Source organism: Ruegeria sp. YKSE079 (assembly GCF_059612845.1).
In genome coordinates, this window is record NZ_JBXWRJ010000008.1 from 80654 (window position 1) to 98201 (window position 17548).

Genomic DNA, 17548 nt, shown 5'->3' on the forward strand with positions numbered 1-17548 from the left:
TCCGCGCATTGTCTTTATCTTGCCAATGTTCTTTCGCTAAAGAGGAGCCAATCATCCACTCAACGGACAGGCGATGGACAGGTTGCTGGACCGAATTTTGCACAAACAGGCGATGAAACGCTGGCAGGCCGCTGCCAACGGGTCCAAGAGCGCCGATCTGACTGAATTGCGCAGCCAGCGCAACCGCGCCCGAGCCCTGCGCCGCAACCTTGACGAGCTTATCCAGGTCGCGGACGGACGCCTGGCGCGTCCGCGCCTGGGCAGCAATCACTTTCCCCGACCGCACGGCACAGAATGGGCCTGGCGACCCAATCTGTGGCGCGGCCCGATACGCAAACCGGGACTATCCTCGGCGGCAAAACGCGAACAGATCGGTGACGATGTCGCCCTGTTCCACGACTGCCCGCTTTCCGAAATCACCCTTCGCCAGTTGCGCAACACGAATGAAGAGGATTTCGCGCCGTTTGGTGTCTGTCTGGAGGTGTTTGAGTTTCAGGGGTCGTTTCTGGCATTGGCCATCGATCTGCCGCCCGAAGCCATGCAAGGGCTGACGCGCGCTCACATGATCCGCATGGATATGATTGTCGAAGCAGAACGTCCGGTCGGGATAATTGCTCGGCTCAACGTTCAACATGGGCCGAATACCGGGCAGGTGTCTCAAGAGCTGACCACCGAGACGCGCGCAGCAAGCGCCGAATTCGATCTGGCCTATTCCGATATGAACGAAAAACGGGTTGAAAAGATCTGGCTGGACCTGATCATTCAGAATCCGGAATGGAACCAGATCGTTCTGCGCGACCTGACACTGTGCCGCCATCACCGCGCCGATCTGTAGTCGAGGACTGACATGAGCCAGTTGACCCTGACGAAACTACGCCTGGAAAACGGGATCTGGGATGGCCTTGTGACCGGCGCTACCGAACCGCCGCGTCTGGATGTCCGGCATCTTGACCAGCCCGTCGATGGGGTGTCCGTGACACAGGACGGGTCCGGATGGGCGGTTCGAATACCGGTCCCGGCGGCGGCCGTGACCGAAGGCGTGAATTGCATCCTCATCTTTGACACCGAGACCGGCGCCAAACTGGGCGATATCACCCTGATTGCCGGAGAACCGGCAGCAGATGACCTGCGCGCCGAGATCGAGTTGCTAAGGGCGGAACTCGATACGCTCAAACGCGCATTTCGCCGCCATTGCACAGAGGCGTAATCCGTCTTTCGGCAAGTTTGAAACCGCAGGGGCTCGAGGACAATCGAGCCAAAATGCTGGAACACGTGTAAATTCGCAATTCGGAGCAGATTATACGTGCATCCAAATATTCCCCAGAAAATCAAATTTTATGATATAATGTCTGAGTTTTTTCAGCTCAGGCTTAATTATGATCAGCTTAAAGAAGATATTTATTGTCTGGCTCTTCGGAATTCTGCTCTCGGTTTCCCTGCAACCGAGACATGCGTTTGCGCAGGTGCCGCCACACAATCCCGGTGAGATTTGTTTCACGGCCTATTTCTGGTGCTGGGCTGATTATCCCGGCCCGCCAGGAGCTTATTGCGAGTGTTGGTATAACGGCGCCTGGTATCCGGGTTATCTGGGGTGAAATGTCATGGCGAACCAGGATACCCAAAGACCATATGAATCCTCGGAACGTACTGCCGTCCGCGAATTTCTCAGGGATGCAAGGCGGGTTGAAAATTACGCCACCTGCTGCGGATACCTGAATGACGACAAGTTCCTGCTGGCGCTCGAAGCCGCGCACAGGGCCGAAAAAGAAGGTGGGCTGGAAATCGACTCCGAAGCCTACCGGACGCTGCGGTCGGAATTCAACAACGTGATCCGCAGCATCTATCCCGTCACCCTGCTGGACCTGCGGGAATGGAACCCGTTTCAAAGCCGCCAAAGCGCCCGGGATATCCCTTTGCCCTCGCGCATCCTGCATGGAACAAAGAAATGGTTCACCAATCTGACTATCGCGGTGGGCGCATTGGTGCTTTTTGTTCTTACCGGGTTTTACACGGTCTGGGCGCAACGCACCGAATTGCTGATCAGCGAGATTCAGGCCATTGAAAAACAGGATCTGGTGGAACTGGAACGCACCTATCTGGCCTGGCTGATCGGACGTTTGGAGAACAATGGCAGCCATGACAGCCAATGGAATTCAAGCTGGAGCGAGGGGTCGTCTTATTTCGACAAGATCCTCGCCTTCGAGGAAAAGGTCGAAAAGCTGCGGCTGGATGTTCAAAGGGCGGAACAGGAAACCTACCCTCTGCAAAAGACACTCGGCCGGGTCGCTGACTATACCTGTTTTGAACAGGGCGCGGTTTCACCCGGTCCAAGCAACGCGTCTCCGCGTCCGCAAAGAGCGTATCGCGCGCAGTGGCTCAAGATCTTTTGCCCTCAAACCAATACCGCGACGCCATATTTTCAAGGCGGCACGTCGGCACCCGTACAGGTCTCCGCCAACGGAGAAATCGCACCACAGGCCATTCTGGACTACTTCGCGGTCATGAGAGAGACTTTCAGAAGCGTCTCGAACACGGTCGACCTTGGTCAACGCAGCGCGTCCGTATCCCGATCCGCAAAGGCGGTGCAGGCCGAACCTGCCTCGTTCTATGCCGGGTCCGGCATCGATTTCACCGCACCTCTCCGACCGGATCAGTGCGAGGACGAGGTGAAAAAGATACTGGCCAGTATTTCGGGTATGCTGGCAACGCAGGGCGCCGAGTCAAGACGCGTTGCAAGTTCGCTGCAAAATCCCGAGATCCTGTTCGATATCACGTTGCGCACCAAGCTGATCCAGTTCATCCGCTGCGCCCGCAAGCAGGAACCCCTTTCACCGTTCCATTGGCTGGGCTCGGGCAAATCGTTCAAGATCGACAACACGTATCAATTGCAACGGGAATACCGCGTGGTGTCCAAATGGTGGCTGCCGTCGCTATACGGCGCGTTGGGGGCCATGGTTTACACGCTGGGGTTCATGCTCAGCCGCACCAATCCCGATCCCAAGTTCTTCCGCTCGGTCGTGCGCTTGATGATGGGATCGCTTGCCGGTGTTGCCGTGGTCAATTTCTTCACCCCCGAGGTGGCCAACATGATCTATGTGCCGTTCAAATCGATCGGGCTTTTGGCGCTGGCATTCCTTGCCGGGTTTTCGATCGAAGTGGTTCTGGCGCTATTGCGCAGCATCATCAACCGTTGGAGCGAGCGGGTGTCGACCGTTGGCAGCGGGGCGCATTGATCGCAGCAAAAAGGGCCGCTCGATGGCGACCCTTGTCAAGAATAGCCTTTTTATCAGTTCTCGGCACCAAAGGCGGACAGCCCTTTCAGAATGTCTATTGCATAAGCCAATTGATAATCCTGCTCGCGCAGTTCGGCGGTTGCCTCCGCCTTTGCACGATCTTCCTCGATCTGGCGGACTTCGTCCTCGGACAGGCTGTCATTGTTCAGACGTCCGCGCAGGTCAGCCTCGGAGCGGGTGCGCGGTTTCTTGTCTTCCTCTGCCTCTTCCGCAGGCTGGCGGCGTGGCTGTTCGACAACAATATCCGGGCTGACGCCCAGCGCCTGAATCGAGCGACCCGACGGCGTGTAATACCGCGCCGTGGTCAGGCGCATCGCGCCATCGCCACGCAACGGCATCACCGTCTGGACCGAACCCTTGCCAAAGCTCTTGGTGCCCACGACAATCGCCCGACGGTGGTCCTGCAAGGCACCGGCCACGATTTCCGAGGCCGAGGCCGAACCGCCATTGATCAGCACCACGACCGGCTTGCCCAGCGCCAGATCGCCGGCGGTCGCGTTGAACCGCTCGCCATCTTCTGGGTTACGGCCACGGGTCGATACGATCTCGCCTTCTTCCAGGAACGCGTCCGACACCTTGATCGCTTGCGTCAGCAACCCGCCGGGGTTGTTGCGCAGATCCAGCACGACGCCGTTGATCTTGTCGATGCCGCCCGCTTCCTCGATCTGCTTGTCCAGCCCTTCCTTGAGATTCGGATAAGTCTGATCGTTGAAGGTCGTCACCCGCAGCACCACGCTGGTGCCTTCGGTGCGGGCGCGCACGGCGGTCAGCTTGATCGTGTCACGGATGATCGTGACATCGAACGGCTCGGCCTCGCCTTCGCGAACGATGGTGATCACGATTTCGGACCCGACCGGCCCGCGCATCAGGTCAACTGCCTTGTCCAGGGTCAGGCCCAGAACGCTTTCACCGTCGACATGGGTGATGAAATCGCCCGCCTCGACCCCGGCCTCGTCCGCCGGGGTTCCGTCGATCGGCGAGACAACTTTGACAAAGCCCTCTTCCTGGGTGACTTCGATACCCAGACCGCCGAATTCGCCGCGCGTCTGCACCCGCATCTGTTCCGCGTCATCGGGCGACAGATAGCTGGAATGCGGATCCAGCGATGTCAGCATGCCGTCAATGGCCGCTTCGATCAGTTCATTCGCCTCGACCTCTTCCACGTACTGGGCGCGGATGCGTTCGAAAATGTCGCCGAACAGATCAAGTTGCTCGTAAACTGTTGCGTTGTTCTTTGCTTCCTGCGCCAGCAGAGGACCCGCGATCTGCGTTGTCGCGATCACGCCCGCTATAGTTCCGGCCAGACCGGCCATCACGAATTTTTTCATACTCGTCTATCCATCCTTGTCCGTTCGGAACCACGCCTCGGGGTTCACCGGGCTGTTGCCTTCTCTCACCTCTATATAGAGCGTTTCTGGGCGGTCAGTTCCAGTGCCATCACCGCTTGTTGACAAAATAGCGCCGATTTCCGGTGTAGTGCCCGCCATCAATCCGACCGGGCTGCCCGCCGGAACCACCTGACCGGGGGCGCCAAAGACCTCCTGCAACCCGGAGAAAACGAACAGTAAATCCGGCTGTGGCTCAAGAATGACCACGTTTCCCAAGTCCAGCAATGGACCGCGATACCGGATCGTCGCCGCAGTCGGAGAAACCACCAACGCACGTGGCCGTGTTGCAACGATCATACCGTTGCGGGTGATTCCGGCGGCGTCCGCCTCTCCGGCACGTCGCAACACGACACCCTGCACCGGCAATTCCAATTCGCCCTTTTGCGTTGAAATATCGGCGTCGGTCGCCGCGATCTCGCCCGCTGCGATTTCGGACAGGCCGCTGGCAAACCCTTCCAGCGTTTCTGTCGAGGAAATCAGGATCGCAGCCCTGACAGGGTCTTCGGTAAACCGGCGCGGCAGATCGGTTCGGTCCGCCACCGCCTTGCTGAGTTCGGCGCGCGCCTTTTGGACACCGGCCAATCCATCCGCAAGAGTATCCGCTGCATTCTGCTGTAGCTGGCGCAGGGTCTGCACCTCGGTCAGATCCTGTCGCAAGTCTTCTGCTCGCGCATTCAGGGCAGGTGCCACCTCGGCCATCATCATGCCCGACCGGGCCGCACCCAAAGGCCCAACCGGATGCAGCATCAGAACCGGCGGCGGTGTGGTTTCAATGGTTTGCAGCACACCCAGAAGATCCGATATTTCGTCTTCTCGCGACCGCAATTCAGCCGCCAATTGCGCCTCGCGGGTCGCTGCCTTGCGCAGACCGTCGCGCATCGCCGCCAAACCTGCCTCAAACGCCTGAATGGTCGTTGTCAGTGCCCGCACGCGGTCGCGCGCGCTTTCGGCCTCATCAAGAGAGATTGTGGCCTGCTCCAGCATCGCAGCCGCCGTGCGCGCCGCGCTGGCGGCATCGCTTTGGGCATTGGCCGCACCGGACCATATCAAAGCAGCCAAAAGAGCCGCATGGAATTTCATTTCAGCAGGCTCTCGCCCGTCATTTCGGGCGGTTTGGGCAACCCCATCAGGTCAAGGATCGTCGGCGCCAGGTCAGACAAACGCCCTTCGCGCAGGGTTGCCCCGGCTGGCCCACCAACCAAGGCGACCGGGACCGGGTTCAGAGTATGCGCCGTGTGCGGCCCGCCGGTAACCGGATCGGTCATGGTTTCGCAATTGCCGTGATCAGCGGTCACGATCATCGCGCCCCCCGCCTTTTCCAGTGCGGTCACAACCCTGGCCAGACCCTGGTCCACTGCCTCGCAGGCCTTGATCGCGGCTTGCAGATCGCCGGTGTGCCCGACCATGTCCGGGTTGGCATAGTTGGTGACGATCAGGTCATACCCCGCTTCGATCGCCTCGACGAACTTCTCTGTCACCTCGGGCGCGCTCATCTCTGGTTGCAGGTCATATGTCGCGACCTTGGGCGATTGGGGCATATGGCGATCTTCGCCCGCCTCAGGCTCCTCCTTGCCGCCATTGAGGAAGAACGTCACATGCGGGTATTTCTCGGTTTCGGCAAGACGAAACTGACGCAAGCCCTGCTTGGCCACCCATTCCCCCAGCGTGTTGACGATATCGCGTTTTGGGAAAACCGTGGTCATATAGGCGTTGTGACGGTCGGAGTATTCGACCATGCCCAGCAGCGCCGCCAACTTGGGGCGCGGGCCGGTTTCAAACTCGGCAAAGCCCGGCTCGCCAATGGCGCGCAGGATTTCGCGCGCCCTGTCGGCCCTGAAATTAAGGCAGAAAACGGCGTCTCCGTCCTTGATTCCATGGTATCCGGAAAGGACCGTGGGGGCGATGAATTCGTCTGTTTCCGATTGGTTATAGGCGTGATCGATTGCGGAATGGGCGGTGCTGACCGGGCGGCCTTTGCCGTTGACGATGGCCTCGTACGCCTCGGCCACGCGCTCCCAGCGGTTGTCGCGGTCCATGGCGAAATAACGGCCACAGACGGTAACGATGCCAGCCCCCTCGGGCAGGCGCTCTTCCAGCTCGGCGATATAGCCGAAGGCGGATTTCGGGGCCACGTCGCGTCCGTCGGTGATCGCGTGAAGCGCCACCGGAACACCAGCCCGCGTGATCGCCTGCGCGGCAGCGACAATGTGGTTCACATGGCCATGCACCCCGCCGTCCGAGACCAGTCCCATCAAATGCGCAACGCCGCCAGAAGTCTTTGTTTTCGCAATGAAATCACGCAACGTTGCGGTCTCGAAAAACGATCCGTCCTCGATAGCCAGATCAATCTGGCCGAGATCCATCGCCACCACCCGCCCGGCGCCGATATTGGTGTGGCCGACCTCGGAATTGCCCATCTGTCCGGTGGGCAATCCCACATCCGGGCCGTGGGTGATCAGCCGCGCGTGCGGGCCTTGCGACATGATGGCGTCGAAGGTGGGGGTATGCGCCAGAACCGGAGCGTTCGAACGCGCGTCGTCAGACAGACCCCAGCCGTCGAGAATGCACAGGACAACAGGCTTGGGCACGGGCATGGCGGGTCTCCGGAAACTGCTCTTGGCGGTCTTCTATCGTGTGCCCGCCCAAGGGTGAACCTGCTTTTTTGTAGCAGTTTGTACCGTGATTTCAGGGGCCATTGTCCGAAATGTACAATCCACGCGCCTCAGGATTGTTCGTGTCTGGCAAAAGCCTCGGCAAATTCTGGATGCCAGCGCGACAGCGCGGGCCGGTTTTCCAGGATATCCCCCAAGGCCCAGGCGACCCGTTTCCTGTCGCGTTCCGGGGTGACGTCATTGTCGGGGCAGAGGATATAGAAATCCCCCGCCGACATGCGGGCGATCAGGTGATCCACGGTCTGTTCCGAGGTCCAGGCCGCGGCCGGTTTTTCCGGCATGTGGCGGGCGATCATGCCGGTATAGGTGAAACCGGGCACAAAGAGATGCGCCGAGATCGGGGCTTTGGCCTGTCGCAGGTCATGGGCCAGCATCTCGGTCAGAACCTTCACCCCCGCCTTGGAGACATTGTAGGCCGGGTTGCCGGGTGGCGTGGTGATCCCCTGTTTGGAGCCGGTGTTGATCACCACGGCGGGTCGCTCGGCGGCCACCATGCGGGGCAGGAAAGACTGCACGCCGTTGATCACACCGAACAGGTTGACCTCAAGCATCTGCCGCCACGCTTCGGGGTTGGTCCAGCTGGTGCTGGGGCGGGCAATGCCGGCGTTGTTCATCAGCACCGCAACCTCGCCCGCGGCAAAGGCGGCATCGGCCAGCGCCGCGACGGATGTTGCATCGCTGACATCGGTGGGTACGGCCATCACGGTGACGCCGTCGCGGGCCAGCTTGGTGATCCGGGCGGTGGCGGCGTCCAGCGCCTCGCCGGGCAGATCGGCCAGGACCACCCCCAGCCCTGCCTGGGCAAAGCGTTCCGCCGCCGCCAGACCGACACCACTGGCACCGCCGGTCACGACGGCCAGACCGCCCCGTTCGATCGCTTGAGTATACATGTCACGTCCTCCGATTGTCTGGGTCTATCCCCGCATGTTCTGTTTCATGGTGCCGATAAAGGTTTCGTCATCCTGCGCCTTGCGCGCATCCAGCAGCGCCTCGGCATCGGCACCGGCGCGATAGCGCAGGCGGTCGCTGCCGTCGGTCACCGCGTTCCAGATCACCCCGGCCACAACCTCGGGTTCGGAAGGCGACGTCGCATAAAATCCCATCGCGGCCTGCATGCCAGAGATGGTCGGCAAATATTCAGGCATGGTTTCATCCATCACGAATTCGAAAGACCGCCCCCCGAAATCGGTTTTGATCATACCGGGTTCAACGATCTTTACCTTAACGCCAAATGCTTCAAGCTCGTAATGAAGCGCCTCGGACAGGCCCTCTACCGCGAATTTGGTGCCGTGATACAAAGTGCCAAGCGGAAAGGTCATCTGCCCACCGATGGAAGAGATGTTGACGATGGTGCCGGATTTTTCGGTGCGGAAGTGGGGCAGCATTTCCTTGGTTACGGCAATCAGACCGATCACGTTGGTGTCGAACTGCCGCTGGACCTGCGCCATCGAAAACGCCTCGAGCGGGCCATAGGCGCCGTAACCCGCGTTGTTCAACAGCGCGTCGATCCTGCCGAATTTCGCAATCCCCTGTTCAACGGCAGATGCGATCGTGTCGGGTTTGGTGACGTCCAGCGCCGCAACCAGAGCATTCTCAGCCGCTTCGAATTCGCCACCGTCGCCGGGATTGCGCATGGTGGCGATCACGTTCCAACCCTGTGACAGGAAAAGCCGGGCCGTGGCCTTGCCGATGCCCGAAGATGCGCCGGTGATGAGTATGGTCTGTGGCATTGGGACCTCTTTCTGTTGGATGTGATCCATACCTATCAACCGGATCGGGATCGGCCTTGCCCGATCCTCCGAATGATCTGCCTGATCCTCCGAAGCTTTGGGATTTAGTGTTCATTGCCCACGCCATCCGGTCTATGTTTCAAACGCAGGAGGGCTGTTCCGATGATACCCAAAGATCTGGTCAGCGAGGTTTTCAGCTATGTCAGGGCGCGGGATGCGTTGGGATCCGGGTGCGAGACGGGCGTCAAGGGGCTGTACGCCATTGGCAACCTGGAAAAGACCGCCTGTTCGGCGGCGTTTTATGATCCCATCATGTGTCTGGTACTGCAGGGTGCGAAAGAGGCGCATATGGGCGGGCGGGTCGTGCGCTATGGTGCGGGCGACACACTGATCGTCAGCCACGCGGTGCCGGTGGACGCGGCGGTCATTCAGGCCAGCCCCAATGCCCCCTATACCGCGCTTGCCCTGCGGCTGGATCTGGCGCTGGCGCGCAGCCTGTATGACGAGATCGGCGGAGTGGCTGAACCCGAGGGCCACCTGCATTCTCTGGATGCGGCGGCCAGCGATGCGGCCCTGATCGACGCGGTGGCGCGGTTGTTCCGGCTGTCGTGCGACCCGGTGGAGGCCCGCGCGCTTGGCCCTTTGGTGCTGAAGGAGATCCATTTCCGGCTGCTGCGCGCGCGTCACGGCGGCATGTTGCGCCAGCTGCTGCGGCACGAAAGCCCGGCCAGCCGGATTTCCAGAGCCATCGCGCTGATCCGCAGTGATTTCCGCCAGCCGATCCCGGTTGCCGATCTGGCCGCTGAATCGGGGATGAGCGCCTCGGCCTTTCATGAACATTTCAAGGCGGTGACCTCGACAACACCGTTGCAGTACCAGAAAGAGCTGCGCCTGCTGGAGGCGCGACGGCTGTTGATGTCGGGGGGCCATTCGGTTGCATCGACGGCGTTCGAGGTAGGGTATGAAAGCCCCACCCAGTTCAGCCGGGAGTATTCCCGCAAATTCGGTCTGCCGCCGAGCGTCGAAAAATCTGCATCGGCCCTGTTGGCGGGATAGCTCAGGTGCCGCGCTGCGGTGACATCCGGCGCATCATCCAAAAGACATAGGCCGACAGGATCGCCGCCATGAAACACCAGATCGAGGTGAAGGCGTAGGAGGCGAACAGAAAACCGATCGCGACAGAGGCCGCGATCAGCCAGCCGAAGATGCGAAGCTGCCGGTGGCCGGAGCCGATCAGGGGCACGACGATGATGATCGCATAGACGACCCGAACCGCAACCTTGAGCATCTCGGTGGGAAACATGTGAGGGTTTTCGTAGCGGATGGAATGATGCACCAGCACGATTTCAAGCCGTTCCGGATGATAAAGAACCGGCAGGAACAGCAACATCCCCAGAATGAACCCGGCCACGGCGATCCACGAGAACAGCTTTCTCCGCGCCGGGCCCGGTTCGATCAGCGCCGAGGAAAGCGGCACCCAGAACGGCCAGAACCAGTAGGCGAAGAACAGAAAGACCATCTCGGGCCGCAGGGGCAAGGGCGTGGCGCCGTCAAGCGAAAGCCACAGGAACCCTTCGGCCAGCTGCTGGATGCCGAAGAACAGCGGCAAGGTGGCCAGCGCGAGGTAACGCCGCCCGGCCCGGCGCGCGGCGGCGGTGGTGAAATAGCTGCACGATATCAGGGCGGCGCCAGCGACAAAGCTGGCCTGGGCGGAAAAACACATGGTGCGGGAAACTTACTATGTTCGCGCCGATGCGCCACCGGGTGGCATGTGTTTTTGCCGGGCCGTTACTTTTCCGCACGCGCGGCTATGGCCCTGACGACATGGCGCAGGGCCTTGGCCGCGCCCTTGCGGTCGCCCGACCGCCATTTGCCGTCAACGATATCCAGCGCCGCATCAAGCCGCGCCGCTGCCTGCGGGTCCTTTTGCGATCTGGCCGCGACCAACTGCCCGGCACGCGCCCTGAGCCGGGTCCAGCGCGTATCGGCCAGAGGTTCGGATGCGGCGCTTGTCTGGGGCGCTGCAGGCCGGTCCTGCAGCACGACCTTGAGCTTCAGCCCCTGGTCGTGCAGGAACCGCTTGATCCGGCGGGCCAGCCGAGGCGGCGGGCGGTTGTCGCAGCTGAGCGTCATCACCCGACCCCGCGTCGACGCCGTGCCGAAAGCCACTTTCGGGGTCTCGCCCAGTTGCCGTGCCATCCGCCCCATGACATCCGGCGCGCGGTCGCGATGCATGACCAGAACGCTGGCTTCCACCGAGTTGCCCAGGCAAAAGCCATAGCTGACCGGCCTTTGCCGCGACAGCGACACCATGGTTTTGAGGTCTTCGGCATCGGGGGGCGTCGCGCTCATCCCCACCCTCGCGCCCTGATCAGCCGGTGCAGGCCGACCACGGCAACGATCCCCACACCCGAGAACACCAGCAGCGTCGTCCAGTCGAGTTGTCGCATATGCGCGCCCAGCCAGGTCGACAACAGCGTGATCGGTATGATGCCAACGGCGGTTGTCCAGACGAATGTCCAGAGCGGCACGCGGGTCAGACCGGCGGCATAGTTGATCAGGTTGAACGCGACCACCGGCAGGAATCTCAGGACCAGCAGCGTGAAGGCGCCCTGTGTAAGGGTCCAGTCATCCAGCCGCCGCGCCTGCGACTGGCTGAGCCAGCCCCGCACGACATCGCGGCCCAGCCAGCGGGCAAGGCCAAAGGCCACCAGCGCCCCCGGCATGGCGCCGCACCAGATCAGCGCCGCTCCGGTCAGCGTACCGAATATCGCCCCGGCGCAGATGGCCAGGATTTCAGCCGGGAACGGCACGAAACTGTGCAGGATCATCAGCCCGATCACCATCGCGGGCGCCCACATCCCATAGCCGCGCAGATAGGCCGCCATCTGTCCGGGCGTGGCGAAATACTCGCCATAGGCATAGGCCGCCCATGTTCCGGCCACAAGAACGGCCAGCACCCCGGCACAGAGGATCAGGCGGGCGGTTGTGGTCATGGTTGGTCGGGTCCTCGGCCAGTTCGAGATCCAGTATAAGGGACCGCACCGGGAATATCCTATTGATTTCCCTTCGTCCTCGCGAAGGTATGAACGCGGTTTTTGGGCGGCAGGCGCCTTGTGGCGCAACCCGGCAAAGACGCAAGGCCGCGCATATGCTTCTTTCTGGTTGCAAATACCCCAGGGGGTTTGAGGGACAGCGTCCCTCAACGAAAATCCAATAGAGCGCCAAAGGCGCACTATTCGATTGCCCGCACCCATGCCCCGCGCTGGCGGAGTTGCGTCGAGCTGACATGTAGCATCGGCACATCGGCAAAACACCACGCGGGCGCCTCGGAGCGCCCCAGCAGATGGCGGGCCTGCCCGTCGATCCGATGTCGCCCGAACGCGCGTGCCGCCGGCGACATCCGCGCTGCAATGCGATCCCCCGGGCGCGCGACGACACCCACGGGCACGGTTTCCATGATCGACCGCCAGTTGCGCCATTTATGCAGTTGCGCCAGATTGTCGGCCCCCATCAGCCAGACAAACCGCACCCCCGGATAAAGCACCCTGAGCGCCGCCAACGTGTCCGCTGTTGCCCGCGTGCCGATTCTGGCCTCGATATCGGTGATTTCGACGCGCGGATGGCGCATCAGCGCACGCGCCGCCGCCATGCGCTGGTCTAGCGGCGCGGGACCACGTTCCTTGAGCAGGTTTCCCGGCGACACCAGCCACCACACGCGGTCCAGCCCGAACGCCTTCATCGCCTCGCGGGTGATGTGGACATGGCCCTGGTGCGGCGGGTCGAACGAACCGCCCAGCAGGCCGACCACCTGTCCGGGGCGCGCAAAGGGTATGGAGTGCCTCATCATTCTTCGCTGTTGTTCAGAACTGGCGACGCTTGTCAATCGACTGGACTGACGTCGTCGCCCAGCCGGATCAGCCCCGACCGCAGCACTTCGGCACACCAGCCGCCATGCCCGCGCACCGCCGAATAGCCTCCCTTGCCCAGCGCCTCTTCCATCCGGCTGCACGGCGCGCAGATCACGCCGAGGCGCAGAACCGCCTCACCCACCCGCACCTCACGCCCCTTGAGGGCGGACAGGTTTATTCCGGAAACGACAAGGTTGCGCCGCAGGATATCCGGCGCCACTGACCCTTTTCCAAGATACGCCCCAATCGGCGCCAGATGCTCGGCCTGGATCAGCGTCACCGCCCGCTTGCCCGCCCGCGCGCGGTCACCCTGCAACCCTTCCGGGCCGACCTGAACCGCCTCCAGGGCGCGCATCGGGGCGCGCCGCTCGGGCCGCACGCCGATCCAGCGCACCCGTCCGGGCTGTGCCCAACCCGCGATCAGTTCGGCCAATTCAGGCATTACCGCTCTCCTCCCACCGGAATAAAGCTCAGGTCCGGCAGGCGGTCCAGCGGATAGCTGCTGTGCAACCGCCAGATCGTGTCCTGATCCTGCTCCAGCGGCCGCAGCGTGCCGCCGGGAAAGGCCCGGGTCCGCAGCGCCAGCGCGATATCCGACATCACACCCGGATTGTCGCGGAAATAGGAATGCCCATTGCCGCCCGCACCTTCGACCCGGATGAAGTGGATCAGCCCCACCTTTTGCAGCGCCGCAAGCTCGCCCGGCGCGAAATCCGACGCATCCAGTCGACCGAACCGTGCCTCCTGCGTCAGCACCGAGGCATAGGCCAGCGCCTTGTCCCTGGGGTTGATATAGACGTTGACCTGCTCGAAGGCCTCGGAAAACCGCTCGCTGATCAGCCGCTGGCGCACCGTGCCCACATCCAGATCGGGCGCGGCCAAAATCAGGGTTCCGGTCTTCATGGTCAGCTTGGGCTTGTTGCCCCGTCCCCGCTCGCGGATGACCAGTTCGCGCAACGCCGACGTCACCACGTCCGTGCCCCGCGAATGCGCCACGATATCGATCTGGTCGACCTCGGGCACCGAGGCCAGCAGATCCAGCAATTCCTTGAAATGATAGACTGAAAACTCGCTCGATTCGCGGTCTTTGAAATACTTGAACAGGCCCGGGTTTCCGGCAGGCCAGGAAAATGCCAGCGGGATCGACTGCCGCCCGGAATAGTGCCAGATATTGGTCAGCGTCGTCAGCGCGTCGTCGAATTCGTTGTTGAACCCGTGCACGTAGATCAGGATGTTGCCCGTCCCGCTTTGCCGTGTCTGTTCGGCGATGGCGGTGCGGAACTGATCGGCATAAAGCTCATAGGTCCGCCTGGCGCCCGCCTCGGTCTGCAACCGCCCGTCGCGTCGTTCCGATACCAGCGGCGTCTTGGAAAAGCGGATGTGGTCGGCAAATGACGCCACATTCAGCCGGGCCGGGCGCTGCGTGCTGCCCGCCTGGGTCTGCGCCAGCAGCGCGTTCCAGCTGTCGACGCCGCTGAAGGCGACCGTCGCCGTGCCGTATGACATCGAATCCGAACGCTCTGACAGATACACTACCTCGCCATTCTCTTTCAGATCCTGCGACCGGTCGGTGGCATACAGAACCTGCGGCGTCACGCTGCGATAGACGGGCGGAACCCTGTCGGCCTGATAATTGCGACCCTCGGCATAGACATTGGGAACCTTCGCCAACCGATCCGTGCGCGAGGTGCATCCCGCGAGGACCAGACAGGCAAGGCCAAACAGCCCAAGCAATCCGGCAGTTGAACGATTCCGCATGATCCGATGCCTCCTTTGCCCCGAAAGCACTGCAGAAGGCCGAAAAAATCAAATCAAACCTGCGGCATGTCTTCTTCATTTCTAGACGATTGCCCCTCCTCACGCCTTCCGCTATCACACCGCCCAACCCGAATTCCCCTTTCCAGAGGACACGACATGGCCGCCTATCAATATGTCTACCACATGCAGGGTGTCTCCAAGACCTACCCCGGTGGCAAGAAGTGCTTCGAAAACATCCACCTGAGCTTTCTGCCCGGCGTGAAAATCGGCGTTGTCGGCGTCAACGGCGCGGGTAAATCGACGCTGATGAAGATCATGGCCGGTCTCGACACCGACTTCACCGGTGAGGCATGGGCCGCCGAAGGCGCCAAGGTTGGCTATCTTCCGCAGGAGCCGCAGCTGGATGAATCGCTGACCGTGCGCGAAAACGTCATGCTGGGCGTAGCTGAAAAGAAGGCGATCCTCGACCGCTACAACGAACTGGCCATGAACTACTCGGATGAAACCGCCGACGAGATGGCCAAGCTGCAGGACGAAATCGACAGCCAGAATCTGTGGGATCTCGACAGCCAGATCGACGTGTCGATGGAGGCGCTGCGCTGCCCGCCGGACGATGCCAACATCGCCAACCTTTCGGGCGGTGAGAAACGCCGCGTGGCGCTGTGCAAGCTGCTGCTGGAAGCGCCCGACATGCTGCTGCTGGACGAACCAACCAACCACCTGGACGCCGAAACCATCGCCTGGCTGCAACAGCACCTGATCGACTACAAGGGCACCATCCTGATCGTCACCCACGACCGGTATTTCCTGGATGACATCACCGGCTGGATTCTGGAACTCGACCGCGGCCGCGGCATTCCTTACGAGGGCAACTATTCGGCTTGGCTGGAACAAAAGGCCAAGCGGCTGGAACAGGAAGCCCGCGAGGACAAGTCCAAGCAGAAGACCCTGCAGCGCGAGCTGGAGTGGATGCGTCAGGGGCAAAAGGCCCGTCAGGCCAAATCCAAGGCCCGGATCAACGCCTATAACGAGCTGGCCGAACAGTCCGAACGCGAAAAGCTGACCCGCGCCCAGATCGTCATCCCCAACGGCCCCCGCCTTGGCGGCAAGGTGATCGAGGTCAACGGGCTTGCCAAGCACATGGGCGACAAGCAGCTGATCGAAAAGCTGGACTTTGCCCTGCCCCCCGGCGGCATCGTCGGTGTGATCGGCCCCAACGGCGCGGGTAAGTCGACGCTGTTCAAGATGCTCACCGGGCAGGAAAAACCCGACGCCGGCACCATCGAATACGGCGACACGGTGCAGCTGTCCTATGTCGACCAGTCCCGCGACGACCTGAAAGACAACGACACCGTGTGGGAGGCGATCACCGGCGGGGCCGAGATCATCCAGCTGGGCGACGCGCAGGTCAATTCCCGCGCCTATTGCTCGTCCTTCAACTTCAAGGGCGGCGACCAGCAGAAAAAGGTCTCGCTGCTGTCAGGGGGTGAGCGCAACCGCGTCCACATGGCCCGCCTGCTGAAAGAGGGCGGTAACGTCCTGCTGCTGGACGAACCAACGAACGACCTCGACGTCGAAACCCTGCGCGCGCTGGAAGACGCATTGGTCGATTTCGCCGGCTGCGCCGTGGTGATCTCGCACGACCGCTTCTTCCTCGACCGCATCTGCACCCACATCCTGGCCTTCGAGGGCGACGCCCATGTGGAATGGTTCGAGGGCAACTTCGAGGACTACGAAGAGGACAAAAAGCGTCGCCTGGGACCGGACGCGCTGGAGCCCAAGCGGTTGAAGCATAAAAAGTTTGTGCGGTGAGAATTCTTGACGCACAACCCATGGTGGTTTAGGCATTGGGCTAAAGATTGAGTGAGTTCAATGCCTAGTTTCCAACGAATAGAATTTGACAAACCCCAATACAACTATTTTCAGCTAGCTTATTTTGGAAAGCATGCCGATAGGAATCGCGTCGATATGTACGATGCGAGCGCTTCATTCTACGGTTTCTCCCGAACCATTTCGATTCTTGGGCACTATTACTCGACTGGGAAAATCAACGCCCACGCACCCAAGAGCGAAGTTAGAGTTTTTCTAGAAACCTCGGAAGATGGTTCGTTTAAGCAAACCGTTATGGCTGCGGCGGTGGGAGCTGTTGTATCCACCCCGCTGGCGATCTTTATTACCAGAGCAATAGATTCATGGATTCCGTCTCCTGATTCACAGACACAGCAGATAATAGATTTGTTGAGAGAACAAAATGAAATATTGAAGCAGCAAAACTCACTCAGCGCTTCTCCAGACCAAGTTAATAAAAAAATGGAACTGGACACCAAAAATGCAGACGAGTTCATTGAAGCGAACAAGGACCAAATGGATGTTGTAAGGAGCATCACCGCAAATTCTTTTAAGGATATTTTCCGCCCAGTTGGAAGGAGCGCAAATATCGTAGGCATCACCTCTGGTATTTCAAGATTCCCAATTGGAGCAGTCAATCCTCGTGCGTTGTCCCTAATTGAGGCAGACCGACCAGACGAAGAACACCTATTCATAGTCGGCGTTGTAAGCTCATTTAGTCGCAACTCCAAAACTGGAGTTATGTTTGCTCCGGATTTAGGAAGAGGCTTTAGGTTCGAGTATCGAACCAGTGAAAAGCTTCCTCCTGAAGATGATTTTTCTTGGAGCCAGTACTATCAGCGACCAATCCGAGTTTCGGGAAGGTTTGTTCGCTTTTTTGACGGTAAAATAAAGAAGTTCTTAGCCGATTATGTGGAACGGGTAGAGAATTTAACCCACTAGCAAGTG

17 protein-coding genes are annotated in these 17548 nt (G+C 60.5%); 6 read left to right on the top strand and 11 right to left on the bottom strand.

What is annotated here, in order from left to right; genetic code table 11:
- The first annotated feature begins 73 nt into the window (after positions 1 to 73).
- The 3 genes from AC2FMY_RS09250 (at position 74) to AC2FMY_RS09260 (ending at position 3233) form a co-directional block, all read left to right on the top strand.
- Entirely contained in the window at positions 74 to 835 is a 762-nt protein-coding gene (locus tag AC2FMY_RS09250) for a DUF6478 family protein (RefSeq protein WP_480748453.1), read from the top strand.
- Between the two features lie 12 nt (positions 836 to 847).
- Positions 848 to 1207 (top strand): hypothetical protein, encoded by a 360-nt coding sequence (locus AC2FMY_RS09255; RefSeq protein ID WP_480748452.1) that lies wholly within the window; start codon positions 848 to 850, stop codon positions 1205 to 1207.
- A 394-nt stretch (positions 1208 to 1601) separates the two neighbouring features.
- Positions 1602 to 3233, top strand: coding sequence for a hypothetical protein (locus AC2FMY_RS09260; RefSeq protein ID WP_496807285.1), 1632 nt, complete (start codon positions 1602 to 1604; stop codon positions 3231 to 3233).
- Positions 3234 to 3286: 53 nt separating this feature from the next.
- Here the strand turns inward: AC2FMY_RS09260 and AC2FMY_RS09265 are convergent, their stop codons facing one another.
- The 5 genes from AC2FMY_RS09265 to AC2FMY_RS09285 form a co-directional block, all read right to left on the bottom strand.
- On the bottom strand, positions 3287 to 4621 hold the full coding sequence (locus AC2FMY_RS09265) for a S41 family peptidase (protein ID WP_496807286.1): 1335 nt from the start codon (positions 4619 to 4621) through the stop codon (positions 3287 to 3289).
- A gap of 6 nt (positions 4622 to 4627) precedes the next feature.
- Complete coding sequence (locus AC2FMY_RS09270; protein WP_480748449.1) at positions 4628 to 5761, bottom strand: murein hydrolase activator EnvC family protein; 1134 nt, start codon at positions 5759 to 5761, stop codon at positions 4628 to 4630.
- Complete coding sequence (gene gpmI / locus AC2FMY_RS09275) at positions 5758 to 7275, bottom strand: 2,3-bisphosphoglycerate-independent phosphoglycerate mutase (RefSeq protein WP_496807287.1); 1518 nt, start codon at positions 7273 to 7275, stop codon at positions 5758 to 5760. Before gpmI ends, AC2FMY_RS09270 begins: the two co-directional genes overlap by 4 nt.
- A gap of 128 nt (positions 7276 to 7403) precedes the next feature.
- Complete coding sequence (locus AC2FMY_RS09280) at positions 7404 to 8243, bottom strand: SDR family NAD(P)-dependent oxidoreductase (RefSeq protein ID WP_496807288.1); 840 nt, start codon at positions 8241 to 8243, stop codon at positions 7404 to 7406.
- 24 nt (positions 8244 to 8267) lie between these two features.
- Positions 8268 to 9083: an SDR family oxidoreductase gene (locus AC2FMY_RS09285; protein ID WP_496807289.1), complete on the bottom strand. Its 816-nt coding sequence runs from the start codon at positions 9081 to 9083 to the stop codon at positions 8268 to 8270.
- Positions 9084 to 9245: 162 nt separating this feature from the next.
- Between AC2FMY_RS09285 and AC2FMY_RS09290 the strand changes: the two genes are divergently transcribed.
- A complete protein-coding gene (locus AC2FMY_RS09290; RefSeq protein WP_496807290.1) occupies positions 9246 to 10139 on the top strand; it encodes an AraC family transcriptional regulator in 894 nt (297 codons plus the stop codon).
- Between the two features lies 1 nt (position 10140).
- Here AC2FMY_RS09290 and AC2FMY_RS09295 read toward each other — a convergent pair whose 3' ends face one another.
- From AC2FMY_RS09295 to AC2FMY_RS09320, 6 genes are all read right to left on the bottom strand, one after another.
- Positions 10141 to 10806: a DUF6629 family protein gene (locus AC2FMY_RS09295; protein WP_496807291.1), complete on the bottom strand. Its 666-nt coding sequence runs from the start codon at positions 10804 to 10806 to the stop codon at positions 10141 to 10143.
- 65 nt (positions 10807 to 10871) lie between these two features.
- Positions 10872 to 11435, bottom strand: a complete 564-nt coding sequence (locus AC2FMY_RS09300) for a hypothetical protein (protein WP_496807292.1) — start codon at positions 11433 to 11435, stop codon at positions 10872 to 10874.
- Complete coding sequence (locus AC2FMY_RS09305; RefSeq protein WP_480748442.1) at positions 11432 to 12079, bottom strand: TVP38/TMEM64 family protein; 648 nt, start codon at positions 12077 to 12079, stop codon at positions 11432 to 11434. Before AC2FMY_RS09305 ends, AC2FMY_RS09300 begins: the two co-directional genes overlap by 4 nt.
- 239 nt (positions 12080 to 12318) lie before the next feature.
- On the bottom strand, positions 12319 to 12930 hold the full coding sequence (locus AC2FMY_RS09310; protein ID WP_496807293.1) for a nicotinate-nucleotide adenylyltransferase: 612 nt from the start codon (positions 12928 to 12930) through the stop codon (positions 12319 to 12321).
- A gap of 35 nt (positions 12931 to 12965) precedes the next feature.
- On the bottom strand, positions 12966 to 13436 hold the full coding sequence (locus AC2FMY_RS09315; protein WP_496807294.1) for an MOSC domain-containing protein: 471 nt from the start codon (positions 13434 to 13436) through the stop codon (positions 12966 to 12968).
- The gene (locus AC2FMY_RS09320) at positions 13436 to 14752 is read right to left on the bottom strand and encodes an alpha/beta hydrolase (RefSeq protein ID WP_496744267.1); all 1317 of its coding nucleotides are present in this window, start codon (positions 14750 to 14752) and stop codon (positions 13436 to 13438) included. The genes AC2FMY_RS09315 and AC2FMY_RS09320 overlap by 1 nt, the downstream gene beginning before the upstream one ends.
- Positions 14753 to 14908: 156 nt before the next feature.
- Between AC2FMY_RS09320 and ettA the strand changes: the two genes are divergently transcribed.
- On the top strand, positions 14909 to 16564 hold the full coding sequence (gene ettA / locus AC2FMY_RS09325) for an energy-dependent translational throttle protein EttA (RefSeq protein WP_496807295.1): 1656 nt from the start codon (positions 14909 to 14911) through the stop codon (positions 16562 to 16564).
- Positions 16565 to 16624: 60 nt separating this feature from the next.
- Positions 16625 to 17542, top strand: coding sequence for a DUF7946 domain-containing protein (locus tag AC2FMY_RS09330; RefSeq protein WP_496807296.1), 918 nt, complete (start codon positions 16625 to 16627; stop codon positions 17540 to 17542).
- The last annotated feature ends 6 nt before the right edge of the window (positions 17543 to 17548 follow it).